Raw genomic sequence first — 26,310 nt, forward strand, 5'->3', positions numbered from 1 at the left:
GAAGCGAAGGGTGCGTCACAGCGTCACAGTGAGTTTTCGGGCCGTCACTGCCAGTAACGGAGCGATCTGTGGGGCAGATCACGTTTTCTTGATCCAATCCATGTCTCGAAGTGCGGGCACATGCCGCGATTCGGAACTCGCGGATCGATGTTTTGCGGCAAACTGCCGCCTGTGAGTGTGTGGGCCCCCGATTCCGTCCAGCGTCATTGGCATGGCGTCGCCGTCGCGCGCCCCGGAATGCTCGCGCTCGTCATCGCCCTGACGGGGTCCGCCCGCAGCGTGGTCACCGACTGGTGGTGGCTCGGCGCGCTGGCGCTCGTCGCGCTGGCGGCCGCCATCTCCGAGCGGATCCTCCCCCGCACCCGCGTGCGGGTGGCCGCGGAGATGTCGCTGGCCTCGATCATCGTCGGGCTCGGGTTGCCCGAGGCCTACCTCGCGCTCCCGTACCTGCTGGTGCCGGCGTTCGCCGCCGGGCTGGCCGGCAGCATCATGGGCACCGCCATCACCACGCTCACCGGCGCCATCGGCCTGGCCATCGGCAACGTGCTGGCCGGCGGCAGCCTCATCGAGCTGCCCACGTTCGGCAGCGTCTCGGTCTGGGTCGTCATCATCTTCGCCACCGGCGCCATCGGGGCGTGGGTGCTGCGCCTCGACAGCATCCAGATCGCCGACGGCGGACGCTATGCCGCCGCGTACCGGCTGCTGTCCGAGCTGCGGGTGGTGTCGCGGCGGCTCTCCGTCGGCCTCGACCCCGGCACGCTCGCCGAGGGCCTGCTCGACAACGTCGCCGGGCCGCTCTCGGTCCGCCGCGCCGCGCTGCTAGTACGGCGCGAGGGCGGCAACCTGTTCCCGCTCGCCCATCGCGGCGAGGACGACGGCTGGCTGCTCGGCGCCGAGCGCGACCCCGTCGTCCTCGAGGCGTGGAGCAGCGAGACCCCGGCCTGGACCCCCAACGGGCGGCGCGGCTACCGCGTCGTGCTGCCGCTGCGGGTCGGGTCGCGGACCATGGGCGTCATCGTCGCCGACGTGCCCGACCAGGTGTCCTCCGACGAGCTGCAACTGCTCGTCGGGTCCACCGACGAGGGCGCGCTGCGGCTCGAGACCGCCCTGCTCTTCGACGAGGTGCGCGAACTGGCCACCCGCGAAGAACGGCGGCGGCTGGCACGCGAGATCCACGACGGCATCGCCCAAGAACTGACCTCGCTGGGCTATCTCGTCGACGACCTCATCGCCCGCACCACCGACGCCGACGCCAAGTCGCTGTCGACCACCCTGCGGCAGGAGCTCACCCGCATCCTGTCCAACCTGCGGCACTCGATCTTCGACCTGCGCAGCGACCTCGACCACGACGGCGGCCTCGGCACGTCGTTGTCGGCCTATGCCCGGCAGGTCGGCGCGCAGGCCGGGCTCAAGGTCCACCTCGTGCACCAGGAAGAGCACGACCGCCTGCGGCCCGAGGTCGAGGCCGAGCTGCTGCGCATCGGCCAAGAGGCCATCACCAACGTGCGCAAGCACGCGAAGGCGAAGAACCTGTGGGTCACCGTGTCGGTCAGCCCGCCCAACGCGCAGATTCGCGTGGTCGATGACGGCATGGGCATGCGGGAGCAACCACGTGGCCGCTACGGTCTGGAGATCATGGCCGAGCGTGCCCGGCGAGTGGGCGCCACACTCGTCATCGAAGACAGGCCCGAGAGCGGTACGGTCGTCGACGTATCCCTCGGCAACGTTCATGGAGAGGGGTAACAACCGTGCCCATGTCGGTCATGCTCGTGGACGATCACGAGCTCATCCGCCAAGGCCTGCGCCGCGCGTTCGAGCGTGACGCCGGGTTCACCGTGGTCGGCGAGGCGGCCACCGTCGCCGAGGCGCACAAGCTCGCCGAGGCCACGCAGCCCACGGTGGCGGTCATCGACATCCGGCTTCCCGACGGCAGCGGCCTCGAGCTGGCGCAGAAGCTCCGGCAGCACCGCGGCGACATCGGTCTGGTCATCCTCACCATGTACGCCGGCGACGACCACCTGTTCGGCGCGCTCGACGCCGGTGCGTCGGCGTTCGTGCCGAAGAGCTCGCCCAGCGACGACGTCGTCGCCGCGGCCCGGCACGCCGCCACCGCGCCGTCCGCGTTCGTGGCCGACGGCCTGGCCGAGGCCATGCAGCGCCGCCTGCACCCCACCGGGCCGCAGCTCACGCGGCGCGAGCGCGAGGTGCTCGACCTCCTCGCCGACGGTCTGGGCGTGTCCAGCATCGCCCGCAAGCTGTACATCAGCGAGTCGACCACCAAGACCCACGTGTCGAAGCTCTACGACAAGCTCAACGCGTCCAACCGCGCTCAGGCCATCATGGCAGCGGTACGCGCCGGCCTGTTGAGCAATGGCGAAGAGGGCCAGCCGGGGTAATGTGACACCGGGACGCGCTCCCGTGACATCGGGGCCCTGCCTGTGACACTCGGTGACGCGCCGTCACCGAGTGTGACGCACCTCCCCCGTTCGGTCGATACGTAAGTAGACGCTCGCTCCATCGACCCCGAAGTCATCAGACCTCATCCTTGATGTAGGCAGGTAGCGACCTGCCGGAATGAGGTTGAGAAGCCCGGGGGTGATCGACCATGCGTGACGTACTACAGCAACGGAGTTCTCTGCGCATCGAGAGCGCTCTGATGCGGCTGGCCGTGTTCGCTGTGATCCTGGCCGGCACGTGGTTCATCAGCTGGCAGTTGGCTCACGCCATCACGGTGAGCTGACCGAAACCGATCAGCGGTTGCACCGCGAGAGCAACCGGTGGAGCGAGCGCCCGTGACAACGGAGTCGCGGGTGGCTCGTTCGGTTCGTCCTTCTCTCTCGCCCCTCAGTCACTGATCGAGCCGGACGCCATCGCGGCGCCCGGCTCGTCGTGTGTCTGGGTGAGGTGCGGGGTCAGCCCGGCCGGGCGGCGCCCGCGAACGGCATGAGGTCGATGTCGTCTATGCTCACGACGTCACCCGGGTGGGTGGCGTGCACGATCTTGCCGTCGCCGATGTAGATGCCGACGTGGCTGATGGGGCTGTAGTAGAAGACCAGGTCGCCCGGCTGCAGCTGGCTCTTCGAGACCCGCGCGCCGTCGTTGATCTGCGAGCCCGACGAGCGCGACAGGCTGACGCCGGCCTCGCCCCAGGCGGCCTTCGTGAGGCCCGAGCAGTCCCAGCCGTCGGGCCCGTTGCCGCCCCAGACGTAGGGGTCGCCGACCTGCGCCAACGCGAACTCGACGGCGACACCCGCACGGCCGGACACGGGGACGTCGGGCGGCGTCTCGCCACCGCCGTCCTCCTCTTCCTCGTCCTCGCCGCGGCTGGGTGCGTCGGAGTTCTCCTCGCGGTCCTCCTCGAGCTGGGCCTGCTCTTCGGCCTCCAGTTGGTCGAGGATGGCCTGCGCCTCGTCGAGCAGCTTCTCGACGTTCGCCTTCTCGGAGTCGAGGGTGGTCTCGATGGCCTGCTGACGCGTCAGCTCCTCGTCGGCGACCATGCGAGCCTGCTCGAAGCTGCGGCTCACTTCGGCGGCCGTGGCGAGGCTGTCGGCCTGCTGCCCGGCGAACGCGTTCATGACCGACGCCTGGGCGAGGAAGTCCTCGGGGCTCTCGGCGAGCAGCGTCTGCATGGTGGGGTCGACCGTCCCCGCGGACCGGTAGCTCGCGGCCGCGAACGCCCCGATCTGCGCCCTGACGGCGTCGACCGCCTCCTGTTGGCGCTCCACCGACGCCTGCGCGCGCTCGATGCGGCGCTTGACCTCGGTCAGCTCGTCGGTGGCTGCGTTGTACCGCTCGGTCGCCTGCTCGGCCTGGTGGTACAGGGCGTCGACTTGCTCCCTGACCTCGGCCAGCGTGGGCTCCGGATCGGCATGGCTCTGCGTGATGAGGGTCAGTCCCCCGGTGACGCTGACGGCCGCTGTACACAATGCGACAAGCGCGCGACGCGGACGGCGGGGGTGACCACCTGGCTCAGGCACTCTGGTCCTTCCTTCGGGGGGAATCAGGCACCTGGGCCGGGAGCCTAGCCAGCCTCACGTGCCTCCCGCAAATCCCTCGGCCCGGTTTCGGCCGACTTTCTCGCCGCGATGTCACCCTCTGTCACGACCAGTCGCAGCGGCGGCACCAAGCCCGCCTCCGCGAGCACCCCCAGCGCCTGACGCTCCTCACCACCCAGTTCGGAGTCGATGGGCCCCAGGAGCACCGACACCACGCAGTCCGAACACGCCAGGCCCCGCATCTCGCACCGATCGCAGTCGATGTGCATGACGTTCCCTCACTTCTCACGCCGGTTGCGGCGAGTCCTCTCGCCTGCCTGATCCACGACGTTAAAGGCAGGGTCCGACAAAGTCCGTCGAGAGTCGCGTGACGGGTGTGACAGGAGTGGTTGGCCGCTCGGGGTTCGCCGGGCACCCGCGCGCCGGGTTTGCCCAGTTGGCCGGCCCCCACCCCCGCTGGCGCCCTGCCCCCGCCGGCCGCTTTCCATGATCATCAAGGATCCACCACACCATAGGGGGTCGAATCCTTGATGATCATGGAGAAGTGCGGGTTAAACGGGCCACAGAAGCCGCCCTTCTCCATGATCAACAGTGAGCGGCCAGCGCAAAGAGAGAACAGCGGGCCTGAGGGCCGGGTCCATTCTGGGGAGGGGGCCCTGGTGCTGTGAAAGGCGAGGGCGCGGCGGCGCGGGTCAAGTCCAAGCCCCCCAACCACAGCACCAGCCCAACCACAGCGGGCGCGGACTTGAGGCGCGCCGCCGCGCCCTCGACAATGAAGGACAGCAGGGGCCCACCCACGTCAGCACCCCACCGTAGGACTAGCGACTGAGCAACCCGATCAACGCCACCGACTCGACACTCCGAACGCCGGGCCGGCGCACCCCTTCGGCCACCTCGCGGTCCGACGACACGACGACCACCGGGCGCCCCTCCGGCTCCGCCCGCACCATGCGCCGGATCAACTCGTCCGCCGTCTGCCCCGTCGGGCTGAACCGGACCCGGATCCCGGGCGCGGCGACGGGCGGCGGGACCGTCACGTCGGCGCCGTCGAACACCAGGGTCACCTCGGACCCCGTCCGGGCCGCCACCGCGGCCAGCCCCTGCCCGAGCCGGGAGCGTTGCGCGTCGAGCGGCATGGTGGGCCATGCCGCCTTGGTGACGTTGTAGCCGTCGACGATCAGGTGGACCCGGGGCAGCGCCAGCAGCTCGTCCAGATACCCGGGGTCCCCCACTCCTCGGGCCCGTCCCACCGCGCCGCCGGCCAGCGGGTCGCCGGGGACGGCCGCCTCGACGGTGTCGGCGGGCGCCAGTGTCGACGCCGGCAACGCCAGTTCCCGGCGCAACCCCGCGGCGGCCTCGCCGAGTGTGTCGAGCAGGAGCGCCAGCCGGGCCGTCCCCAGTCCCCGTTCGGCCCGGCCGCTGCGGCGCGCCGCCTCCAGTGCCCCCTCCGCGTCGGCCAGCCGCGCCCGCAGCCGGCGGGCCTCGACCTCGGCGGCGCGCAGGGCGGCGCGGGCGTCGGTGAGCTCGCGGCCGGCCTGATCCTCGTCGTCGCGCTCCTGCTGGCGCGCCTCGCTGAGCCGCTCGCGAGTCTCCTGGACCCGCCGCCGCAGCATGGTGTTCTCGGCCTTGAGCCGGTCGATCTCGGCGCGCATGGTGGTGCGCATCTCGCGGGCCGACGCGCGGGCGGCCTCGAGCTGTTCGCGCAGCCGCTCGGCCGCGGCCGCCTCGCGGGTGAGCCGGGCCTCGTCGTCGCCGCGGCGGACCGAGGTGGCCGCCGTCTCGATCATGCTCTCCCAGCCGTCGGGGCGCAGCAGGTAGGCCATGACGGCGACGTCGACGGGGTCGGAGGCGGCCGGGGCGGCCCCCTCGCCCAGGGCCTTCGCCAGCCCGGGGTCGGCCGCCGCGGCGGCCTCGTAGACGCGGCGACGGAACCCGGCCTCGGTGTCGAGGGCCGAGGCGATCGCGCCGCCGCCGAGCCGGGCCCGCTTGGCCGCCGCGAACCGGGCGACGGGGCGCAGGACGCCGGGCACGTCGCCCGCCGGCAGTGCGCCGAGCACGTCGGACCCCAGCGCGACCAGTCGCGCCCGTACCGCGTCGGGCAGTGTGCTCACGCGGAGTCGGGCCGCGCGACGAGCTCGACCGTTCCCTCACCGCCGCACCAGCGGCAGACCACGCGCTCGACGGCGTCGGCCAGGACGTCCGTCTCCTCGACCTTCGGGACGCCGGCGAGGTCGACGTGCACGAACTCGCGCACGCGGCTGGACCGGACGACGTCGAACCGGGTCAGGTTGCCGCACTGCGCGCAGCGCCACCGAGTGTTCTCGGACGGCTGGGGAACGGGCATGTGCTCCTCCTCGGCGTCGGTGCGTGGAACCTGCTCCGTCCCAGCGTAGGCCGTACGACGGCGGGTCGTGCCCGGAGATTGTCGGTGGCGGTCCCTACTGTTCGATCAGGTGGCCGAATCGACCGAGAGGGGTGGGACATGACGGCCGTGGCCATCCAGGGCACGCTCGACGAGATCGGCATGCCGCTGGTCTCCACCACGTTCGTCGTGGTCGACCTCGAGACCACCGGCGGCGCGCCCGACGGCAACGAGATCACCGAGGTCGGCGCGGTCAAGGTCCGCGCCGGCGAGGTCGTCGGCGAGTTCGACTCCCTGGTCCGGCCGGCGTCGGCCATCCCGCCGTTCATCGCCGTGCTCACGGGCATCACCGACCTCATGGTGGCCGGCGCGCCGCGCATCGGGTCGGTGCTGCCGGCGTTCCTCGAGTTCGCCCGCGGCAGCGTCATCGTCGCCCACAACGCCCCATTCGACGTCGGCTTCCTGAAGGCCGCGTGCGAGCAGACCGGCCGGCACTGGCCGGCGTTCCAGGTGCTCGACACCGCGCGGCTGGCCCGCCGGGTGCTCTCGCGCGACGAGGCCCGCGACTGCAAGCTCTCCACGCTGGCGCGGCTGTTCCACGCCTCCACCACGCCCAACCACCGTGCCCTGGCCGACGCGCGGGCCACGGTCGACGTCCTGCACGGCCTGCTCGAGCGCCTCGGCAACGTCGGCGTGCACACGGTCGAGGAGCTCGCGCTCTGGCAGAGCAAGGTCACCCCGGCGCAGCGGCAGAAGCGGCACCTGTCCGAGCAGCTGCCGCACGCCCCCGGCGTCTACATGTTCACCGCTCCCGACGGCGAGACCCTCTACGTCGGCAAGAGCAAGGACATGCGCACCCGCGTGCGCACCTACTTCACGGCGTCCGAGACCCGCCCCCGCATGACCGAGATGGTCTCCATCGCCACCGGCGTCACGGGCATCGAGTGCGCCACGCCGCTCGAGGCCGAGGTCCGCGAGCTGCGGCTCATCGCCGAGCGCAAGCCCCGCTACAACCGCCGCTCGCGCTTCCCCGAGCGCGGCAGCTGGCTCAAGCTCACCGTCGAGGCGTTCCCGCGCCTGTCGCTGGTCCGCCAGGTCCGCGACGACGGCTCGGCCTACCTCGGGCCGTTCGGGTCACGGCGCATCGCCGAGGCCGCCATGACGGCCGTCCACGAGGCGGTCCCCATCCGGCAGTGCACCCAACGGCTGTCCGCGTCGCCGTCGTCGTCGGCCTGCATCCTGGCCGACATGGGCCGCTGCGGCGCGCCGTGCACGGGCAAGGAGTCCGCGGCCGAGTACGGCGTCCACGTCGAGCAGGTGCGGCGGGCCTTCACCGGCGACCCCGGCCTGCTGGTGCACCGGCTGCTCGCCCGCATCACCGCGCTGGCCGGCAAGGAGCGCTACGAGGAGGCCGCCGTCCGCCGCGACCGCCTGGCCACGCTGGTCCGCTCGCTCGTCCGGTCGCAGCGCATGGCCTCGCTGGCCATCGTGCCGCAGCTGGTGGCGGCCCGACGGCGCGAGGTGGGCGGGTGGGAGCTGCACGTCGTCCGCTACGGCCGGCTGGCCGGGGCCGAGGTGTCGCCGCCCGGCGCCGACCCGCTTCCGTACGTCGACGCGCTGATCGCCACCGCTGAGACCGTCCGCCCCGCGCCGCACCCGCTGCCCGCCGCCACCGCCGAAGAGACCGAGTGCGTGCTGCGCTGGCTCGAGACTCCCGGCACCCGGCTGGTCCGCGTCGACGGCATCTGGACGCTGCCGTGGCCCAGCGCGGCCGGCTACACCGCCCTCGCCGACGCCCGCGAGGACGACCAGCGCTCCGCCCGCCCGTTCGCCGACCGCCGGCCTCTGCGGCCGCTGCGCTAGAAGGTGCCTCCAGCCCGGTAGTGTCGGCGCTGAACAGGCACACCCCGAGGAGACATCACGTGATCACTGCGATCGTGTTCATCCAGGCCGACGTCGCGCGCATCCCCGAGGTCGCGACCGAGATCGCCGCACTCGACGGCGTCAGCGAGGTCTACTCGGTCACCGGCGAGATCGACCTCGTCGCGCTGGTGCGGGTCCGGACGCACGACGCCATCGCCGACGTCGTCGCCGACCAGCTCAACAAGGTCGACGGCGTCCTCAACACCGAGACGCACATCGCCTTCCGGGCGTACTCCAAGCACGACCTCGAGGCCGCCTTCGCGCTCGGCGCCGAGGACTGACCCCGCCGGTCCGTCAGGCCGAGGCGGCCGCCACCCAGCGGTCCAGCACCTGCGCCGCCGCGCCCGAGTCGATGGCGGCGGCCGCCTTCTCGAGGCCCGCGGCCAGCCGGTCGGTCAGCGCAGCGTCCAGCGCGTCGTAGGCCGCCAGCCCCGCCGCCGCGTTGAGCAGGACGGCGTCGCGCACCGGCCCCTTCTCGCCCTCGACGAACCGCCGGGCCACGCCGACGTTGTAGGCGACGTCGCCGCCGCGCAGCGCCTCGGCCGGCACCGGCGCGATGCCGACGGACGCGGGGTCGAACCGCTCCTCCGTCACGTCGCCGCCGCGCACGACCCACACCCGCGACGTCGTCGTGGTGGTGAGCTCGTCGAGGCCGTCGTCGCCGCGGAAGACCAGGGCGGACGTGCCACGCCCGGCCAGCACGCCGGCGATCAGCGCCGCGACCCGCGCGTCGGCCACGCCGACGGCCTGGGCGCTGGGCCGGGCCGGGTTGGCCATGGGGCCGAGCATGTTGAACGTCGTCTGGATGCCGAGCTCGCTGCGCGCCGTCGACGCGTGCCGCAGCGACGGGTGGAACGCCGGGGCGAAGCAGAACGTGATGCCGGCCTCGGCGGCGATCTCGGCCACCCGGGCGGGCGGGAGGTCGAGCCGGATGCCGAGCCCCTCGAGCAGGTCGGCCGACCCGCACAGCGACGACGCGGCGCGGTTGCCGTGCTTGACGACGCGCGCGCCGGCGCCAGCCGCGGCGATGGCGGCCATGGTCGAGATGTTGACGGTCTGGGCGCGGTCGCCGCCCGTGCCGACGATGTCGAGCGCCGGCCCGGGGTCGGGGAACGGCGTGGCGACGTCGTACATGGCCTGGACCAGGCCCTCGAGCTCGGTGACCGTCTCGCCCTTGGCGCGCAGCGCGACCGCGAACCCGGCGATCTGCACCGGCGTCGCCTCGCCGCGCATGATCTCGCCCATGGCCCAGGCGGCCGCCTCGGTGGAGAGGTCCTCGCCGTTGACGAGCGCCGTCAGGACGGCGGGCCAGGTCTGCTGCGACTCGCTCATGACGTGGCGGAGACGCCGTTGGCGCGGCGCCGCATGAGGTCGGCGACGGCGTTGGCGACGGCGATGGGGTCGAGCGGGTGCGACACGACCGACTCCGCACGCGACCAGGTGGCCAGCCAGGCGTCCTGCGGCCGGCCGATGAGCACGAGCACCGGCGGCGCGTTGTAGATCTCTTCCTTGATGGTGCGTGCGAGGCCCATGCCGCCCTCGGGGACCGCCTCGCCGTCGAGCACGGCGATGTCGATGCCGCCGGCGTCGAGCGTCCGGATGACGACGGCGGGCGTGGCGACCTCGACGAACTCGACCTTCGGCAGGTCGGCCGCGGGACGCCGGCCGACGGCCAGCCGCACCTGCTCGCGGGTGGTGCGGTCGTCGCTGTAGACGAGGATCGTCATGGTCGGCTCGGTGCTGCTCATCCTGCGGGCCCTCGCTGGAATCAGTCGTGGTGGCTGGCTGGTCGGAACGATGGTACCGGTGCGCTCGTTCTCACCGGCGAGGGCGCTGCCGCGTCCAGATGATGAAGGTAAGGCTTGCTTCATCTCCGCCGCCTCGGCGAGTATCGATAGGGACACGCCGGGCGTCTCTACCCCGGGGTCCTGTCGTGCTCGCGAAGAGCGACCGACATAATGACGGGCGTGGCTTCTGCAACCGCCGTCGACGCTGCCCACACGAGGCAACCCGAGCGACCGAATCTCGTCGCCGTCGGGGTCATCGTGTGGCTGTCCAGCGAGCTGATGTTCTTCGCGGCCCTGTTCGCGATCTACTTCACGCTCCGGTCCAATGCCCCGGCCCTCTGGGAACAGCAGTCCGAGCTGCTCAACGTCCCCTTCTCGCTGCTCAACACCAGCGTTCTGGTGCTGTCGTCCGTCACGTGCCAGTTGGGCGTGCTGCGGGCCGAGCGCGGACAGGTGGGCCGGCTGGGCAACGTGTTCCAGGTCGGCAAGTGGGGCATGCGCGAGTGGTTCGTGCTGACGTTCCTCATGGGCGCCTTCTTCATCGGCGGCCAGGTCTTCGAGTACGCCGAGCTGGCCATGCACGAGGGCCTGACCCTCTCCAGCGACCCGTACGGCTCGATCTTCTACCTGGCCACCGGCTTCCACGGCCTGCACGTCACGCTCGGGCTCATCGCGTTCCTGTTCCTGCTGGGGCGCACCTACATGACGCGCCGGTTCACCCACGAACAGGCCACCAGCACGATCGTCGTGTCCTACTACTGGCACTTCGTCGACGTCGTGTGGATCGCCCTGTTCCTCACCATCTACGTGGTCAAGTGACGAGGAGAGACGTGCCCAGATCGTTGCCCGGCCGATCCCGCGGCTCGTGGATCGGGCGGCTGGTGTCCACCCGGCGGCGGCACCCGCTCGCCGCCGTCGGCGTGCTGGTCGCCGTTCTGTTCACCACGGGCGGCGCCTACGCCGCGCTGGCTCCGTCCACGTCGCAGAACGTGCAGGCCGCCTCGTCCACGCAGATCGAAGAGGGCCGGCAGCTCTTCGCCATCGGCTGCTCCTCGTGCCACGGCCTGAACGGTGAGGGCCAGCGCACCAGCGACGGCGAGGTCCTCGGGCCGTCGCTCATCGGCGTCGGCGCCGCCGCCGTCGACTTCCAGGTCGGCACCGGCCGCATGCCGCTGGCCGCCCCGTCGGCGCAGGCCGAGCGCAAGCCCGTCTCGTACAACCAGGACCAGATCGACGCCATGGCCGAGTTCGTCGCCTCGCTGGCGCCGGGCCCGGACCGCCCCGCCGACGAGTACCTCGACCCGGCGGCCGGCAACGTCGCCCGTGGCGGCGAGCTGTTCCGCACCAACTGCTCCCAGTGCCACAACACGACCGGCCAGGGCGGCGCGCTCACCATGGGCCAGTTCGCGCCCAACCTGACCGGCGTCGAGCCGCGGCACATCTACGAGGCCATGCTCACCGGCCCGCAGGCGATGCCGGTGTTCAACGACAAGACGGTCACGCCCGAGGACAAGCGCGACATCATCGCGTTCCTCGACTCCGTGCAGAACGAGCCCGACCCCGGTGGCCTCGCCATCGGCCGCGTCGGCCCGGTCGCCGAGGGCCTGTGGGCGTGGCTGGTGGGCATCGGCCTGCTGATCGGCATGGCCACCTGGATCGTGACGAGGTCGTCGAAGGCATGAGCACTCACAACCAGAACCCCAGCGGCGACGAGCACGCCGTCGTCCCCCACGGCTCGGACGCGGTGGTCCCGCACGGCGACCCGATCACCGACCCCGGCCTGCACCACGAGGAGCCGCGGCTCACCGACGTCGACCCGAAGGCCGGGCGCCGGGCCGAGCGCCAGGTGGCCGGCATGTTCGCGCTGGCCTCGATCCTCATCGTCGCCTTCATCGTCTCCTACGTGGTCTTCGGCATCCATCCGGACGACCCCGAGACGGGCGTCAGCCTCGGCGACGTGCAGATCTCGAACATCACGCTCGGCCTGACCCTGGGCCTGGCGTTGTTCCTGGTCGGCGCCGGCGCCGTCCAGTGGGCCCGGTCGCTCATGACCTCCCCCGAGGTCGTGCACGAGCGGCACCCGCTGCGCAGCGACGACGAGACCCGCGCCGCCGCGCTGGCCGACTTCAACACCGGCACCGAGGAGACCGGCTTCGGCCGGCGCAAGCTGATCCGCAACTCGCTGCTCGGCGCGCTGGCGCTGCTGCCGCTGCCCGCGGTGCTCATGCTGCGCGACCTCGGCCCCAACACCGGCCTGTCGCCCAGCGAGCGCAAGGCGCACACCATCTGGGGCGAGGGCGTCCGCGTCCTCACCGACGTGACGTTCATGCCGATCCGCGCCGCCGACCTCGAGATCGGCCAGCTGGTCAACACGATGCCGGCCACGTTCGAGGACCTCCCCGAGCACGGCCCCGAGCGCATCAACGAGCGGGCCAAGTCGCCCGTCATGCTCGTGCGCATGCTGCCCGAGGACATTCACGTCGCACCGGGCCGCGAGAACTGGGGTGTCGACGGCATCCTGGCGTACTCCAAGATCTGCACGCACGTCGGCTGCCCGATCAGCCTGTACGAGCAGACCACGCACCACATGCTCTGCCCGTGCCACCAGTCCACGTTCGACCTGTCGGACAACGGCAAGGTGATCTTCGGCCCGGCCACGCGGAGCCTTCCGCAGCTGCCGATCGCCGTCGACTCCGAGGGCTACCTGATCGCGCAGAGCGACTTCGAAGAGCCCGTCGGGCCGAGCTACTGGGAGCGCACACGATGAGCGCCGTCGTCAACGGTGCCGGCAAGGTCGTCGACTTCGTCGACCAGCGGATCACCGCATCCAACTGGCTGAAGCGCAACATCCGCAAGGTCTTCCCGGACCACTGGTCGTTCCTGCTCGGCGAGATCGCGCTGTTCAGCTTCATCATCATCCTGCTGTCCGGCGTGTTCCTGACGCTCTGGTTCAAGCCGTCGATGGCGCACATCGTCTACGAGGGCGCCTACACCCCCATGCGCGGTGTCGGCATGTCCGAGGCGTACGCCACGACGCTGGACCTCTCGTTCGAGGTGCGCGGCGGCCTGCTCATGCGCCAGGTGCACCACTGGGGCGCGCTGATCTTCCTGGCCGCCATGTCCGCGCACATGCTGCGGGTCTTCTTCACCGGCGCGTTCCGCAAGCCGCGCGAGATCAACTGGCTGATCGGTGTCATCCTGCTGGTCCTGGGCGTGGCAGCCGGCTTCACCGGCTACTCCCTCCCCGACGACCTGCTGTCCGGCACGGGCCTGCGCATCATCGAGGGCGGCATGCTCGCCATCCCGATCGTCGGCACCTACGTGTCGTCGTTCCTGTTCGGCGGCGAGTACCCGGGCGACGACATCATCGCCCGGCTCTACCCCATGCACATCCTGCTGATCCCGGGGCTCATCCTGGCGCTCGTCACGGCGCACCTGATGATCCTCTGGTACCAGAAGCACACCCACTGGGGCGGCCCGGGCAAGACCAACGAGAACGTCGCCGGCGCGCCGTTCTTCCCGATCTACGTCGCCAAGGCCGGTGGATTCCAGTTCATCGTCATGGGCGTCATCGTCCTGCTGGCCGCGACCATCCAGATCAACCCGGTCTGGTTGTGGGGTCCGTACGATCCGTCAGTGGTGTCGGCAGGCACCCAGCCCGACTGGTACGTCGGCTTCCTCGACGGCGCGCTGCGCGTGATGCCACCGTGGGAGTTCTACGTCTTCGGTCACCCGGTCACGATGAGCGTGCTGATCCCGGCGGTCATCCTGCCCGGCATCATCCTGACGCCGCTCGCGCTGTATCCGTGGCTCGAGCAGATGGCGACCGGCGACACCCGCGAGCACCACCTGCTGGACCGGCCGCGCAACGTCCCGGTGCGTACGGGCATCGGCGCCGCGTTCATCACCTTCTACGTGCTCCTGATGATCGCCGGCGGCAACGACTTCTTCGCCACGGTGCTCGAGATACCGGTCAACTGGATCACCAGATTCATCCAGGTCGGCATCTTCGTGCTGCCACCACTGGTGTTCCTGTTCACGAAGCGGATCTGCCTGGGCCTCGAGCGGCGCGACCGCGACAAGGTCATGCACGGCCGCGAGACCGGCATCGTCATGGTCAGCCCCGACGGCGAGTTCTCGGAACTGCACGCTCCGCTGTCGCAGCCGCAGGCCTACCAGCTCACGTGGCACGAGCGGCAGCTGCCGTCGGACCCGGGGCCGGCCACCGACGCCAACGGCATCCCGAACCCGCGGTACCGGGCCAAGAGGGCGCAGGCCCGGCTCTCCCGCTTCTACTTCGGCGACGTCGTGCAGAAGCCGACGCGGGAAGAGCTCGAGTCGGCCCACCACGACGGCGAGCACGGCCACGAGGTCGAGGCCGGTCACCGCGACGAGCTGCCCAGCGGCCAGCAGTAACCCATAGGTCTCCACCGGGAGCGCCCGGGTCGTCCTCACGGACGGCCCGGGCGTTCCGCATTCCCGGGTCGTGACCACCCGGGTGCGTCAGCCCCACACAGGCCGGCTCTAGGGTGCCCCGACGTGGCGCACCTCGCCTCGGGCGCGGCCGGCGGCGTCGATGGCCGCACGGGTCGCCGCAGCGATGTGGCCGGGCTCGACCTGGCCGTCGAGGCAGTCGCGGAGGAGGCCGGCCAGGGTGTGGCCGGGATCGACGGCCTGGACGCGGTCGAGCGCGACGTTCGCGACCGCGCCGTCACCCTGCTGGTAGGCGACCCACGCGAGGATGGCGCAGATGGCCGTCGCCCGGGCGTCGGGCGTCCGCCGGGCCAGCGCGGTCAGCAGCCCCAGCCAGGCGGCCGGATCGGACGTCTCGAAGGCCGCCAGCCGGTCGCGCACCAGGATGTCGGACGCGCCGAGGCTCAGCCGGGCTACCTGGTCGTCGGTGAGGTCGAGCCGGCCCTCGGCGGAGCGAGCCACCAGGTCGCGGGCGAGGGCCACCGTCCGCTCGCGCACCGCGGAGCCGCCGCCGGCCAGCGCCTCGGCCGCCAGCTCGCGGTCGACCCGGGCGAAGACGTCGAGGAGGTCGGCCTCGCGAGCGCCGGACGGGCCGCGCACGCCGTCCTCGAGCTCGCGCCGCGACGCCAGCGTGCGCCGGCCCTGCAGCGCTGTCCGCGCCGCCACCTGGGCCGCCGCGCCGGTGCCGGGTCCGGGCAACGGGACGCCGTCGGGCGGGCAGCAGCCCGGATGGTCGCAGTCGTAGGTCCACCACCGTCCGTCGTCGACGTAGACGGTGCCAAGAACCTGGACCGGGCTTCCGGCCAGGTGGTCGAGGAGGTGTTCGATCAGCCGTGCCCCCGGCAGCCCGCCCCGCTCGGGCGGCACCAGCGACTCCGCCGGCTCCGAGCCCGGCGGTGCGCCGGTGGCGCCGTAGCAGGCGAGGATGACGGCGTCGGGCGGATGCCACTCGATGCGCTGCGCCAGCTGCGCCGCATACTCCTCCTCGTGCCGGGCCGCGGGCAGGTCGAGGCGCATGATGAGGCCGGTGCGCCCTTCCTCGAGGTCGACACAGACGACGACCATGCTGGAGTAGGGGTGGAAGCCGATGAGGTGCGGGACGGCGGCCAGGAGGTCGCCCGGCCCGCCTGCGATCGCGTCGCTGCGGTGTTCGCGTATCTTCATGGAGGCGACACTCCCCTGCCCGGCCGCCCGGCTCAACCGCCGATCGCCGAAATGTGGACGACTGCCGCCGCCAGAGAACGCTGTGGACGACGTGCTCCGGTGGGGGCGCGCGTGAGGGGCAAGGAGGCCCGGTTTGTCCCGTCGAGGGTGGATCCTCTTCGTCGCGCTGGGGATCATCTGGGGAATTCCCTACCTGCTCATCAAGGTCGCCGTCGACGAGCTGTCACCGGCCTCGATCGTGCTGGCGCGGACGGCCATCGGCGCCGCGCTGCTGCTGCCGCTGGCCGCCCGGAAGGGCTATCTGCGCCCGCTGCTCCCCCACTGGCGGCCGCTGCTCGCCTTCACCCTCGTCGAGGTCTGCATCCCCTGGTACCTGCTCGGTTACGCCGAGCAAGAGCTGTCCAGCTCGCTCACCGGCCTGCTCGTCGCCGCGGTGCCCCTGGTCGGCGCGGTGCTGGTGTGGGTCATGGGAACCGAGCAGCGGCCCGGCAGGCGGCGGCTGGCAGGCCTTCTGCTCGGCTTCGCCGGCGTCGCGGCCCTCGTCGGCTTCGACGTCGAGGCGAGCAGCCCGGTGCCGGTCCTGGCGGTCGCCGGCACCGTCGTCTGCTACGCCGTCGGGCCGATCATCCTGTCGCGGTGGCTCTCGCGGCTGCCCGGCCTCGGGGTCATGGCCGCGTCGCTGACGGCGTCGGCGGTCCTGTACCTGCCGCTCGGCCTGGCCCAGTGGCCCGGCGAGCCGGTGTCGAGCGAGGTCTGGCTCAGCATCGCCGGCCTGGGCGTGGTGTGCACGGTGGTGGCGTTCCTGGTGTTCTTCGCCCTGGTCGCCGAGGTCGGGCCGAGCCGCTCCACCGTCATCACCTACGTCAACCCGGCGGTCGCGCTGGTGCTCGGCGTCGCGGTGCTCGACGAGCGGGTCACCGTCTTCACCGGCCTCGGGTTCGGCCTCATCCTCATCGGCTCGGTGCTGGCCACCTCGAAGGACAAGCAGCCCGAGCCCGTGCCGGCCGTGGTGTCACCGGCCGGATCGACGACGGCGTCGGGCCCGGCCGGCCAGGGGCGCCGCGAAGCGCTCGACGTCACCTGCGACGACATCGCCAGCCCCGTCGCCGAACCCTGACCGGGCACCACGAACGAGAGCCGCGTCAGTTCCGCCGCTCGCCCATGGTGGCGAGCTCGGGGTCGCCGTCGCGGCTGCGCATCAGCAGGATCCGCTCGTCGAGCCACCGGTCGATCGACTCCGCCGTCCGCAGGGCGTTGGCGGGGTCGTCGCTGTCGCCGCGGCGTTCGACCAGCTTGCGCAGGGTGTCGTCCACGCGCCGGATCTTCGCCGTCAGAGGCTGAGCCATCGTCGCGACCTCCTCCGAGGATGTCTGTCGCGTCTGACACCTTCAGAGGTAACCCGGATCGGGCGCCCCGAAACCTGTTTCGAGGGTCACGAACGCGCATCGCCCGCGGGTACAGGACCCGCGGGCGATGGACGAAAGCGACGTGACGGCCCTCAGTGGGCGTACTCGCCCCGGTAGTACTCGAACACCCAGCCGACGGCGGCCATGGCGGCCAGCGCGACCCCGATGATGAAGATGAACCAGGCGAACACGAGGCCGATGAAGACCATCGACACCGCACCGGCGGCGGCCAGCGGCCACCACGAGTGCGGACTGTAGAAGCCGTACTCGCCGGCCAGCTCCTCGACCTCGCCGTCGCGGTCCTCGGGCCGCGGCGGGAAGCGCCGCGACAGCAGCAGGAAGTAGAACGCGATCATGCCGCCGAGGCCGAACGTCAGCACGAGCGCCGTCGTGCCGGTGGGGTCCTCGGACATGAACCAGTACACCGGCGTGACGCCCGCGAAGAAGACCGTCACGATGGCGAAGATCATGCCTTCGATCTTCACTTGTCCTCCTCCGGCCCTGCGACGTCAGCGGGTCCCAGCGTCTGCGTGAGTGGTCCGGCACCGGCCGGTTTGCCCTGGGCGACGGCTGCGACCTCGGGGTACTTGAGGTCGAACGCCGGCCGCTCGCTGCGGATGCGCGGCAGCGACGTGAAGTTGTGCCGCGGCGGCGGGCAGGACGTGGCCCACTCGAGGGAGTTGCCGAAGCCCCACGGGTCGTCGACCTCGACCTTCGGCGCGAGCCGGGTCTGCCACACGTTCCACAGGAACGGCAGCGTCGAGGCGGCCAGCACGAAGGCGAACACCGACGAGAACTGGTTCAGGAAGGTGAAGCCGTCGCCGGGCTCGTAGTCGGAGTACCGGCGCGGGAAGCCCTCGACCCCCAGCCAGTGCTGGACCATGAACGTCCCGTGGAAACCGATGAACAACAGCCAGAAGTGCACCTTGCCCAGGCGCTCGTCGAGCATGCGCCCGGTGAACTTGGGCCACCAGAAGTAGAACCCGGCGAACATCGCGAACACGACCGTCCCGAACACCACGTAGTGGAAGTGCGCCACGACGAAGTAGGTGTCGGACACGTGGAAGTCCAGCGGCGGCGACGCCAGGATGATGCCCGTCAGGCCGCCGAACAGGAACGTCACCAGGAAACCGATGGAGAACAGCATCGGTGTCTCGAACGTCAGCGACCCCCGCCACATGGTCCCGATCCAGGCGAAGAACTTCAGCCCGGTGGGGATGGCGATGAGCATGGTCATGGCCGCGAAGAACGGCAGGTTCACCGCTCCGGTGACGAACATGTGGTGCGCCCACACCGCGACGGACAGACCCGCGATGGACAGCGTCGCGAACACCAGGCCCTTGTAGCCGAAGATCGGTTTGCGGCTGAAGACCGGGATGACCTCGGTGATGATGCCGAAGAACGGCAACGCGATGATGTAGACCTCGGGATGGCCGAAGAACCAGAACAGGTGTTGCCAGAGGACGGCACCACCCGCCGTGGGGTCGTAGATGTGGGTGCCGAGGTTGCGGTCGGCGAACATCGCGAACAGCGCGGCCGCCAGCAGCGGGAACGCGATCAGTACCAGGATCGACGTCACCAGGATGTTCCAGGTGAAGATCGGCATCCGGAACATCGTGACGCCGGGCGCCCGCATGCAGACGATGGTCGTGATGAAGTTGACCGCGCCGAAGATCGTCCCGAAACCACTCATGGCCAGGCCCGCGACCCACAGGTCACCACCGACGTTCGGACTGTAGACGGTGTTGTGCAACGGCGCATAGGCGAACCAGCCGAAGTCGGCCGCACCACCCGGAGTGATGAACCCCGCGCACACGATCAGCCCGCCGAACAGGAACAGATAGAAGCTGAACATGTTCAGCCGCGGGAACGCGACGTCCGGCGCGCCGATCTGCAGCGGCACGATGATGTTGCCGAAACCGATGAACAACGGCGTCGCGAACAACAGCAGCATGATCGTGCCGTGCATGGTGAACAGCTGGTTGTACATCTCGTCGCTGACGACCTGACGCCCCGGCGAGAACAGCTCGGCCCGGATGAACAGCGCCAGCACGCCGCCGAACAGGAAGAACCCGAACGACGCGATCAGGTACATGTAGCCGATGATCTTGTGGTCGGTGGACGTCATCCACCGGACGACCACGTTGCCCTTCCGCTTGGGCCGCGTGATGGCGGCTCCCGCGGCGGCGGTGCGCTCCAGATATGTGGTCACTCGTGGTCACCTCCCGTGTTCACGTCGTCCAGGACCTCGTCGTCGTACGCGCCGCGGATGGGCGGCTCGATGATGGTGTCCTGACCCGCCTCGCGCAGTCCGTCGATGTGGTCCTGGTACTCCTGCTCGGACACGACCTCGACGTTGAACAGCATCGACTGGTGGTAGGCGCCGCAGAGCTCCGCGCAGCGGCCGACGTAGCTGCCCTCGCGGTCCGGCGTGACCTGGAACGCGTTGGGGTGGCCGGGGATGACGTCCATCTTCATGTAGAACGCCGGGATCCAGAACGAGTGGATGACGTCCGGCGACATGAGGTCGAAGCGGACCGTCTGGCCGACGGGGAGGAACAGCGTCGGCCGGTCGTTGATGGTGCCGACGTCGTGCGCCTCTTCGTCCATGTAGTTGAACGTCCAGGACCACTGCTGACCGATGACGCCGATGGTGACGTCGGGGTCGTCGGACAGCTCGGTGATCTGCTCCTGGTGGTCGGCCGTGTACCAGAACAGCGGCACGATGATGAACAGCGGCGCGACCGTGTAGAGGAACTCGATCGGGATGTTGAACCGCGTCTGCTTCGGCAGCTCGTCGCTGCGGCGGCGGTAGGCGATGACCGCCCAGATGATCAGGCCCCACACCAGCACACCGACGGCGAACGCGGCGATCCAGGCGCCGATCCACAGGTCGCCGATCAGCGGCGTCTCCTCCGTGGCCGGCTCCGGGAGCGCCAGGCGCGACCAGTCGTCGCGCTGCTGTGCCGAGCAACCACCCAGCACGAGCACCGTGCCGAGGAGGAGAACGGCGGCGGTCGCAACCCGGCGACGCGCCGGGCGGACCCTGCCAGACTGACTCACGAGGCGCCCTTCTCTTTCGACCCGCTCGCCCGGGCGGGCGGTTGGCAACCGGCACCGTGGCGAGAGCAAACTTCTCCTGTCGCGCCCAACCCTAGCGGTAGCCGTCCGCCGTCATTCCGGGAGGTACACGATGAGCACGCGCGGCGTGTCGGCACCGGCCGGCTACTTCGACGCGGCGTCCACGGAGCCGCTGCATCCGGCCGCCCGCGAGGTGCTGCTCTCCGCCGCCGACGAGGGCTGGGCCGACCCGGCGCGCCTCTACGGCTCGGCCCGGCGGGCCCGCATGCTGCTGGACAACGCCCGCGAGGTCGTCGCCGCGGTCGTCGGCGCCCGGCCCGACGAGGTGGCGTTCACGGCCAGCGGCACGCAGGCGATCCAGCTGGGCGTGCTGGGGGCGGCCGGGGCCCGACGGCGTGAGCGTGGCGGCCCGCGGGTGGTCGCCGTCTCCGCCGTCGAGCACTCCGCCGTCCTGCAGTCCGCGGCGCACCTGGCCCGGCACTCCGGCACCGAGACGACCGAGGTCGGTGTCGACCGGGACGGTCGCGTGGACCCCGCGGCGTTCGCGGACGCCGTCGGCGACGAGACCCTGCTGGCCTGCCTGCAGGCCGCCAACCACGAGGTCGGCACCGTCCAACCGGTCGACGAGGTCGCCGAGCACTGCGCCGCGCACGGCGTCCCGCTGCTGGTCGACGCCGCGCAGGCCGCCGGCAGGGTCGCACTCCCCCGACGTTGGTCGGTGCTGACGGCCAGCGCGCACAAGTGGGGTGGGCCGGCCGGGGTCGGCGTGCTCGCGGTGCGCAGGAACGTGCGCTGGCGCTCCCCGCTGCCCGAGGACGAGCGCGAGGGCGGCCGCGCGCCCGGGTTCGAGAACGTCCCCGGCGCGCTCGCGGCCGCGGCGGCGCTGCGGGCCCGCTGGGAGGAGGCCGGCGCCGTCGCCGACCGGCAGCGCGAGCTGGTCGACCACATCCGCGCCCGCGTCCCCGAACTGCTCGACGACGTCGACGTCGTGGGGCACCCGACGCTGCGGCTGCCACACCTGGTGACGTTCTCGTGCCTCTACGTCGAGGGCGAGGCCCTGGTCACGGAGCTGGACCGGGCCGGGTTCGCGATCTCGAGCGGCTCGTCCTGCTCGTCGAGCACGCTGCGGCCCAGCCACGTGCTGGCCGCCATGGGGGCGCTCACGCACGGCAACGTGCGGGTGTCGCTGACCAGCGACGCCACCCGCGAGGACGTCGACCGCTTCCTCGCCGCCGTCGCCGGCGTCGTCACCCGGCTGCGGGCCGGGCTGGGGGCACTGTGACGAACACCCCACTGTTCCTCGACTGCCGCGGGATGCGCTGCCCGCTCCCGATCATCGAGCTGGCCCGGCACATCGGCGACGTCGAGGTCGGCGCGCCGGTCACGGTGCTGGCCGACGACCCCGCGGCGGCGTCGGACGTGCCCGCCTGGTGCCGCATGCGCGGACACGAGTACCTGGGCGCCGACGGCGACGCCTACACCGTCCGCCGCCTGCACTGACACGCGCGAGAGCCCCCGCCGTCAGACGGCGGGGGCTCTCTCGCTGTCGGTCAGTGGAAGGAGTCGCCGCAGGCGCACGACCCGCCCGCGTTGGGGTTATCGATGGTGAAGCCCTGCTTCTCGATGGTGTCGACGAAGTCGATGGTGGCGCCGCCGAGGTACGGCGAGCTCATGCGGTCGACCACGACGTTGACGCCGCCGAAGTCCTTGACGACGTCGCCGTCGAGCGAGCGCTCGTCGAAGAACAGCTGGTAGCGCAGACCGGAGCAGCCGCCGGGCTGAACGGCGATGCGCAGCGCCAGGTCGTCGCGGCCCTCCTGGTCGAGCAGCGCCTTGACCTTGGAGGCCGCGCCGTCGGTCAGCACGACACCGTCGGCGACCTGATCCTGAACCGTCATCTCGTTCTCCTGCTTCGAGGTCGGACTACGTCTCAACGCTACAACGCGACCCGCCGGAAGGACATTCCTTCCGCGTCACATACCCCGTCAGCGGCTCCACGTGCGGGCCACGCGCTCGGCGACGGCGGCGAGGCTCTCGCGCGGGCGGCCGAAGGACTCCTCGGTGCCGACGACGTCGACCATGGCGTACGCGGCCTCGATGCCGTTGGCCCGCAGCTCGCGGTTGCCGACCTGGACGGCGCCGGCGAACGCGATGCAGGGCCGCAGCGCCGGCCCGGCCAGCGCCGCCAGGCCGGACACGACCTTGCCGCTCATGGACTGCCAGTCGAGCTTCCCCTCGCCGGTGATGACGAGGTCGACCCCGGCGACGAGGTCGGGCAACCCGACGGCGCCGGCGACGGTGTCGAACCCCGGCTCGCGCACGCCGCCGAGCAGCAGCAGCGCGTAGCCCAGTCCGCCGGCGGCCCCGGCCCCGCGGTGGTCGGCGACCCGGCGGTCGGCGAGGTCGGCGAGCGTCGTCAGCGCCGCGTCGGCCGCCAGCTTCGCGCCGTCGTCGACGATGCCCTTCTGCGGGCCGAACACGTTGGTGGCGCCGCGCAGCCCGAGCAGCGGGTTGTCGACGTCGGACGCGGCGACCAGCTCGACGCCGGAGAGCCGGGCCCGGGCCGGTTCGAGGTCCAGTGAGGTGAGCCCGGCCAGCGCGTCCGGTCCGCCGCGCAGCGCGTCGTCCGGCGTCGCGACCGCGCCCAGCGCCGCGAGCAGCCCGGCGCCGCCGTCGTTGGTGCCCGACCCGCCCAGCCCCACCACGACCCGGCGCGCCCCCGCGTCGACGGCGTGCGCGATCAGCTCGCCGACGCCGTACGTGGACGCCCGCGCCGCCACCCCCGGCACCGGCGTGCGGCCGTCGTCGCCCAGCGGCAGCAGCGCCAGCCCGCAGGCCTGCGCGGACTCGATGAACGCGGTGCCGCCGGCCAGCAGGAAGGTGGCCGGGACGGGCTCGCCGAGCGGTCCGGCGACGGTCGACGCGAGCAGCTCGCCGCCGAGGCTGGAGTGCAGCACGTCGACGAAGCCGGGGCCGCCGTCGGCCATGGGCACGGCCACGACCTCGTCGCCGGGGGCGCTGCGCCGCCAGCCCTCGGCGATGGCGTCGGCGGCCTCGACCGCGGTGAGCGTTCCGGCGAACTTGTCCGGTGCAACCAGGATCCGCATGGCCCGAGTCTGCCGCATCGCGCCGGCCGGGCGCGGCGCCGTCCACCGAGCGGAGCCCTGTCCCGCGCCGGGGCGGCGAGGGTTGACCAGAGATCCTTGCATCCTGTATGCATTCATACTATGAGCAGTGTCGTCTCCCGCAAGTCACTCGGTGACACGGTGGCCGACGACTATCCGTGGCATCGGCCGGTTAGGCGGGCCGCCACGCCGGGTATCGTCCCTGGACGACATGACCAGCGGCTGCGAGTCCGGGAACGCGATGGCGCCGCCGGGTGCGAGCGCCGCGGCCCGGCCCGCCGCGCGGTTGGGGGGTATGCCGTGACGGCGTCGAGCCGCCGGGCGTCCGGCACCAGGTCGCCGCGCACCGCGCTGACCGGCGGCATCCTGCTCTGGGCCGACGGGCGCCTCGAGCCCGGCTCGGTGGTGTTCGGCGACGGCGTCATCCAGACCATCGCGGCCGGCGACGTCCCGGCCGGCACCGACCCGACCGACGCGATCCGCGTCGACATCGTCCACGACGCCACCGGCTGCATCGTCGCGCCGGGCTTCGTCGACACCCACGTGCACGGCGGCCTGGGCGCGAACTTCATGGCCGCCGACGCCGCCGCCGGCACCCGCATCTCGCGCTGGCTCGCGGCGGGCGGCGTCACGTCCTGCCTGGCCACGACGTCCGGCGCCGACGCCGACCAGCTGCACCGGTCGCTCGACGGGCTGGCCGGGCTGCGCGGGCGGCTGGCCGGCGGTCACGGCGTCGACCTGATCGGCATCCACGTCGAGGGACCGTTCCTCGACCCCGCGCACCGCGGCGTCCACCGTCCCGAGCACCTCCGGCTGCCGTCTCCCGAGGCCGTCGACGCGCTGCTCGAGGCCGGCGACGGCGCCATCGAGGTCGTGACGCTGGCGCCGGAGCTGCCCGACGGCATGGACGCCGTCGCCCGCCTCGCCGAGGCCGGCGTGCACCCGTCGCTGGGCCACTCGGGCGCCTCGTTCCAGCAGGCCGAGGCGGCCGTCACGCGCGGCGTCGACCGCGCGACGCACCTGTTCAACGCGCTGCCGCCCATGCACCACCGCTCCCCTGGGCCGGTGCCGGCGCTGCTCGCCGACCCGCGGGTGACCTGCGAGATCGTCGGCGACGGCGTCCACGTCGCCCCTGAGATGGTGCGGTTCGCCGTCGGCGTCGCCGGCTGGGAGCGGGTCATGCTGATCAGCGACGGTTCCGACGTGTCCGGCCTGCCGCACGGCCGGCATCGGCGCTGGGACGGGACCGAGGTCGACGTCGGCGAGGCGGGCGCAATGACCCCCGGCGGCACCATCGCGGGCGGCGTCCACCGGCTGTCCGACTCCGTGCGCACCATCGTCCGGACCGGCGGGGTCGAGCTGGCCGACGCGCTGCGCATGGCCTCCGTCGTCCCGGCCGAGGCGCTGGACCTCGCCGACCGCGGCCGGCTGATCCCCGGCCAGCACGCCGACATCGTCGTCCTCGACGCCGACCTCGGTGTGCGCACCACGTACGTCCGCGGCGAGATCGTCTACGACCGCGAGGAGATGACGTGAGCGTCGCGGGCGAGCGGACGCGGACGCCCGGGTGGCGGCCCATCGCGCGCGGCGGGCCGCTGCGCGACCGGGTGCGCTCCGAGCTCGAGCAGCTGATCATCTACGGCGTCCTCGCGCCGGGCGAGCACCTGCGCGAGGAGGTGCTGGCCGAGCGGCTGCAGGTGAGCCGCCAGCCGGTCCGCGAGGCGCTGCAGATGCTGGCCCGCAGCCACTTCGTCGAGCTGCGCTCCGGCCGCGGCGCGTTCGTGCACGAGCCGACCCGCCGCGAGGTCGACGAGGTGTTCCACCTGCGCACCCTGCTCGAGGCCGAGAGCGCCCGCCTCGCGGCGCGGCACATGGGCCCCGAGACGCTGCGGGCCATGGCCGCCACCTGCGCCGACGGCTTCGCCGCGCTCGACCGCGACGACAAGCGCGAGCTGGTCGGGCTCAACCGGCGGTTCCACCAGCTCGTCACCGACGCCGCGGGCAGCCAGGTGCTCGCCGAGACGCTGGCCGGACTGCAGCTGCGCATCGACTGGTACCTCGCGTCGATCATCCTCGACCGCGCGCCGGTGTCGTGGGAGCAGCACCAGGCCATCCACGACGCCATGGCCGCCGCCGACCCGGACCGCGCCGCCGCCCGCATGGCCGAGCACGTCGACCACACCCGGCGGCTGCTCGACGAGACCTACGGTCCAGTGACGTGAGCGGCCTGGAACTCGTCGTCGTCGCGGCCGCCGGGCTGCTCGCCGGCATCGTCAACGCGGTCGCGGGCGGCGGGGCGATGCTCGCCTTCCCGGTCCTGGTCTGGATGGGGCTGCCGCCGCTGACGGCGAACGTCACCAAGGCGGCCGGGCTGCTGCCCGGGTACGCGTCCAGCGCGTTCACCTACCGGGCCCAGCTTCGTGGGGTGACGCGGCGGCAGCTGGTCCTGATGGGCGTCGTGTCGCTGGTGGGCGCCGGGCTGGGCTGCGTCCTGCTGCTGCTCCCGCCGCCGGGCGTCTTCGAGATGGTCGTACCGTTCCTGCTGGTCGGGAGCTGCGTGCTGATCGTCGTGCAACCGCGGCTGTCGCGGGCGCTGGCGGCGCGCGGTGCCGCGGCCTCGCCGGAGCGCGACGGCCGGCCGGGCGTCGCCGAGGGCGGAGTGTTCGCCGCGGGCGCGTACGGCGCCTACTTCGGCGCGGGACTGGGCATCCTGCTGTTCGCCGTGCTGGCGCTGGTCCACCCGTCGAAGCTGCAGCAGGCCAACGCGCTCAAGACGTTCCTGTCCTTCCTCATCAGCGCGCTGTCCGTGGCGGTGTTCGCGCTGTTCGGGCCGGTCGACTGGTCGGTAGCGGTGGTGCTGGCGGCGTTCAGCCTGGCCGGCGGCATCATCGGCGCGCGGATCGCCCAGCGGCTGTCCGACCGCGGGCTGCGGCTGGCGGTGCTCGGCGTCGGCGTCGCCTGCGCGACGTGGCTGCTCATCGACCTCTGACCTCT

General features: G+C 71.8%; 27 protein-coding genes. 15 read left to right on the plus strand and 12 right to left on the minus strand.

The genetic code is table 11. The features are described 5' to 3' along the window. The first annotated feature begins 237 nt into the window (after nucleotides 1–237). From HD601_RS30305 to HD601_RS35220, 3 genes are all read left to right on the plus strand, one after another. On the plus strand, nucleotides 238–1,743 hold the full coding sequence (locus HD601_RS30305) for a GAF domain-containing sensor histidine kinase (RefSeq protein ID WP_184828345.1): 1,506 nt from the start codon (nucleotides 238–240) through the stop codon (nucleotides 1,741–1,743). A gap of 11 nt (nucleotides 1,744–1,754) precedes the next feature. Further along, nucleotides 1,755–2,396, plus strand: coding sequence for a response regulator (locus HD601_RS30310; RefSeq protein ID WP_184830283.1), 642 nt, complete (start codon nucleotides 1,755–1,757; stop codon nucleotides 2,394–2,396). 209 nt (nucleotides 2,397–2,605) lie between these two features. Next, nucleotides 2,606–2,740, plus strand: a complete 135-nt coding sequence (locus HD601_RS35220) for a hypothetical protein (protein ID WP_281386375.1) — start codon at nucleotides 2,606–2,608, stop codon at nucleotides 2,738–2,740. A 172-nt stretch (nucleotides 2,741–2,912) separates the two neighbouring features. Here the strand turns inward: HD601_RS35220 and HD601_RS30315 are convergent, their stop codons facing one another. The 3 genes from HD601_RS30315 to HD601_RS30325 all read right to left on the minus strand — a co-directional run bounded on the left by HD601_RS30315 (nucleotide 2,913) and on the right by HD601_RS30325 (nucleotide 6,339). Further along, a complete protein-coding gene (locus HD601_RS30315) occupies nucleotides 2,913–3,926 on the minus strand; it encodes a C40 family peptidase (RefSeq protein WP_184828346.1) in 1,014 nt (337 codons plus the stop codon). 887 nt (nucleotides 3,927–4,813) lie between these two features. Further along, nucleotides 4,814–6,106 carry an NYN domain-containing protein gene (locus HD601_RS30320; protein ID WP_184828347.1) on the minus strand — a complete coding sequence of 431 codons (1,293 nt, stop codon included), beginning with the start codon at nucleotides 6,104–6,106 and terminating at the stop codon, nucleotides 4,814–4,816. Continuing rightward, complete coding sequence (locus HD601_RS30325) at nucleotides 6,103–6,339, minus strand: hypothetical protein (protein WP_184828348.1); 237 nt, start codon at nucleotides 6,337–6,339, stop codon at nucleotides 6,103–6,105. The genes HD601_RS30320 and HD601_RS30325 overlap by 4 nt, the downstream gene beginning before the upstream one ends. Nucleotides 6,340–6,477: 138 nt before the next feature. Between HD601_RS30325 and HD601_RS30330 the strand changes: the two genes are divergently transcribed. Further along, nucleotides 6,478–8,220 carry a DEDD exonuclease domain-containing protein gene (locus HD601_RS30330; RefSeq protein WP_184828349.1) on the plus strand — a complete coding sequence of 581 codons (1,743 nt, stop codon included), beginning with the start codon at nucleotides 6,478–6,480 and terminating at the stop codon, nucleotides 8,218–8,220. A 59-nt stretch (nucleotides 8,221–8,279) separates the two neighbouring features. Then, a complete protein-coding gene (locus HD601_RS30335; RefSeq protein WP_184828350.1) occupies nucleotides 8,280–8,561 on the plus strand; it encodes an Lrp/AsnC ligand binding domain-containing protein in 282 nt (93 codons plus the stop codon). Between the two features lie 13 nt (nucleotides 8,562–8,574). On the opposite strand, the gene trpD is transcribed toward HD601_RS30335, so the two are convergent. After that, complete coding sequence (trpD, locus tag HD601_RS30340; protein WP_184828351.1) at nucleotides 8,575–9,612, minus strand: anthranilate phosphoribosyltransferase; 1,038 nt, start codon at nucleotides 9,610–9,612, stop codon at nucleotides 8,575–8,577. After that, nucleotides 9,609–10,028, minus strand: a complete 420-nt coding sequence (locus tag HD601_RS30345; RefSeq protein WP_184828353.1) for a hypothetical protein — start codon at nucleotides 10,026–10,028, stop codon at nucleotides 9,609–9,611. The genes trpD and HD601_RS30345 overlap by 4 nt, the downstream gene beginning before the upstream one ends. A 210-nt stretch (nucleotides 10,029–10,238) precedes the next feature. Between HD601_RS30345 and ctaE the strand changes: the two genes are divergently transcribed. The 4 genes from ctaE to qcrB are packed head-to-tail and all read left to right on the plus strand — an operon-like array spanning nucleotide 10,239 to nucleotide 14,483. Next, a complete protein-coding gene (ctaE, locus tag HD601_RS30350) occupies nucleotides 10,239–10,886 on the plus strand; it encodes an aa3-type cytochrome oxidase subunit III (protein WP_184828355.1) in 648 nt (215 codons plus the stop codon). An 11-nt stretch (nucleotides 10,887–10,897) separates the two neighbouring features. Further along, the gene (gene qcrC, locus HD601_RS30355; RefSeq protein ID WP_343076464.1) at nucleotides 10,898–11,749 is read left to right on the plus strand and encodes a cytochrome bc1 complex diheme cytochrome c subunit; all 852 of its coding nucleotides are present in this window, start codon (nucleotides 10,898–10,900) and stop codon (nucleotides 11,747–11,749) included. Further along, nucleotides 11,746–12,834, plus strand: coding sequence for a cytochrome bc1 complex Rieske iron-sulfur subunit (gene qcrA / locus HD601_RS30360; protein WP_184828357.1), 1,089 nt, complete (start codon nucleotides 11,746–11,748; stop codon nucleotides 12,832–12,834). Before qcrC ends, qcrA begins: the two co-directional genes overlap by 4 nt. Next, nucleotides 12,831–14,483, plus strand: coding sequence for a cytochrome bc1 complex cytochrome b subunit (gene qcrB, locus HD601_RS30365; protein WP_184828359.1), 1,653 nt, complete (start codon nucleotides 12,831–12,833; stop codon nucleotides 14,481–14,483). Before qcrA ends, qcrB begins: the two co-directional genes overlap by 4 nt. 108 nt (nucleotides 14,484–14,591) lie before the next feature. On the opposite strand, the gene HD601_RS30370 is transcribed toward qcrB, so the two are convergent. Continuing rightward, the gene (locus HD601_RS30370) at nucleotides 14,592–15,704 is read right to left on the minus strand and encodes a DUF4192 domain-containing protein (RefSeq protein ID WP_184828361.1); all 1,113 of its coding nucleotides are present in this window, start codon (nucleotides 15,702–15,704) and stop codon (nucleotides 14,592–14,594) included. A gap of 133 nt (nucleotides 15,705–15,837) precedes the next feature. Here HD601_RS30370 and HD601_RS30375 point away from each other — a divergent pair, with 133 nt between their 5' ends. Further along, a complete protein-coding gene (locus HD601_RS30375) occupies nucleotides 15,838–16,821 on the plus strand; it encodes a DMT family transporter (protein ID WP_184828363.1) in 984 nt (327 codons plus the stop codon). Between the two features lie 25 nt (nucleotides 16,822–16,846). Here the strand turns inward: HD601_RS30375 and HD601_RS30380 are convergent, their stop codons facing one another. The 4 genes from HD601_RS30380 to ctaC all read right to left on the minus strand — a co-directional run bounded on the left by HD601_RS30380 (nucleotide 16,847) and on the right by ctaC (nucleotide 20,173). Then, nucleotides 16,847–17,050: a hypothetical protein gene (locus tag HD601_RS30380; RefSeq protein ID WP_184828365.1), complete on the minus strand. Its 204-nt coding sequence runs from the start codon at nucleotides 17,048–17,050 to the stop codon at nucleotides 16,847–16,849. A gap of 152 nt (nucleotides 17,051–17,202) precedes the next feature. Continuing rightward, a complete protein-coding gene (locus tag HD601_RS30385; RefSeq protein ID WP_184828367.1) occupies nucleotides 17,203–17,595 on the minus strand; it encodes an aa3-type cytochrome oxidase subunit IV in 393 nt (130 codons plus the stop codon). Next, entirely contained in the window at nucleotides 17,592–19,322 is a 1,731-nt protein-coding gene (ctaD, locus tag HD601_RS30390) for an aa3-type cytochrome oxidase subunit I (protein ID WP_184828369.1), read from the minus strand. Before ctaD ends, HD601_RS30385 begins: the two co-directional genes overlap by 4 nt. Beyond that, nucleotides 19,319–20,173, minus strand: coding sequence for an aa3-type cytochrome oxidase subunit II (ctaC, locus tag HD601_RS30395; RefSeq protein WP_184828371.1), 855 nt, complete (start codon nucleotides 20,171–20,173; stop codon nucleotides 19,319–19,321). The genes ctaD and ctaC overlap by 4 nt, the downstream gene beginning before the upstream one ends. A gap of 130 nt (nucleotides 20,174–20,303) precedes the next feature. Here ctaC and HD601_RS30400 point away from each other — a divergent pair, with 130 nt between their 5' ends. Both HD601_RS30400 and HD601_RS30405 read left to right on the plus strand, forming a co-directional pair. Next, complete coding sequence (locus tag HD601_RS30400) at nucleotides 20,304–21,473, plus strand: cysteine desulfurase family protein (protein WP_184828373.1); 1,170 nt, start codon at nucleotides 20,304–20,306, stop codon at nucleotides 21,471–21,473. Between the two features lie 32 nt (nucleotides 21,474–21,505). Next, entirely contained in the window at nucleotides 21,506–21,691 is a 186-nt protein-coding gene (locus tag HD601_RS30405; protein ID WP_184830285.1) for a sulfurtransferase TusA family protein, read from the plus strand. A 50-nt stretch (nucleotides 21,692–21,741) separates the two neighbouring features. Here HD601_RS30405 and HD601_RS30410 read toward each other — a convergent pair whose 3' ends face one another. Next, nucleotides 21,742–22,089: a HesB/IscA family protein gene (locus tag HD601_RS30410; RefSeq protein WP_184828375.1), complete on the minus strand. Its 348-nt coding sequence runs from the start codon at nucleotides 22,087–22,089 to the stop codon at nucleotides 21,742–21,744. 87 nt (nucleotides 22,090–22,176) lie between these two features. Beyond that, nucleotides 22,177–23,298, minus strand: a complete 1,122-nt coding sequence (locus tag HD601_RS30415; protein ID WP_184828377.1) for a glycerate kinase family protein — start codon at nucleotides 23,296–23,298, stop codon at nucleotides 22,177–22,179. Between the two features lie 318 nt (nucleotides 23,299–23,616). Between HD601_RS30415 and nagA the strand changes: the two genes are divergently transcribed. Genes nagA through HD601_RS30430 form a run of 3 tightly spaced genes read left to right on the plus strand, consistent with a single transcriptional unit; the run spans nucleotide 23,617 to nucleotide 26,305 of the window. Further along, a complete protein-coding gene (gene nagA / locus HD601_RS30420) occupies nucleotides 23,617–24,852 on the plus strand; it encodes an N-acetylglucosamine-6-phosphate deacetylase (protein WP_184828379.1) in 1,236 nt (411 codons plus the stop codon). Further along, complete coding sequence (locus HD601_RS30425) at nucleotides 24,849–25,538, plus strand: FCD domain-containing protein (RefSeq protein WP_184828381.1); 690 nt, start codon at nucleotides 24,849–24,851, stop codon at nucleotides 25,536–25,538. The genes nagA and HD601_RS30425 overlap by 4 nt, the downstream gene beginning before the upstream one ends. Beyond that, nucleotides 25,535–26,305, plus strand: coding sequence for a TSUP family transporter (locus HD601_RS30430; RefSeq protein ID WP_184828383.1), 771 nt, complete (start codon nucleotides 25,535–25,537; stop codon nucleotides 26,303–26,305). Before HD601_RS30425 ends, HD601_RS30430 begins: the two co-directional genes overlap by 4 nt. The last annotated feature ends 5 nt before the right edge of the window (nucleotides 26,306–26,310 follow it).

Source organism: Jiangella mangrovi (assembly GCF_014204975.1).
Taxonomy (GTDB): domain Bacteria; phylum Actinomycetota; class Actinomycetes; order Jiangellales; family Jiangellaceae; genus Jiangella; species Jiangella mangrovi.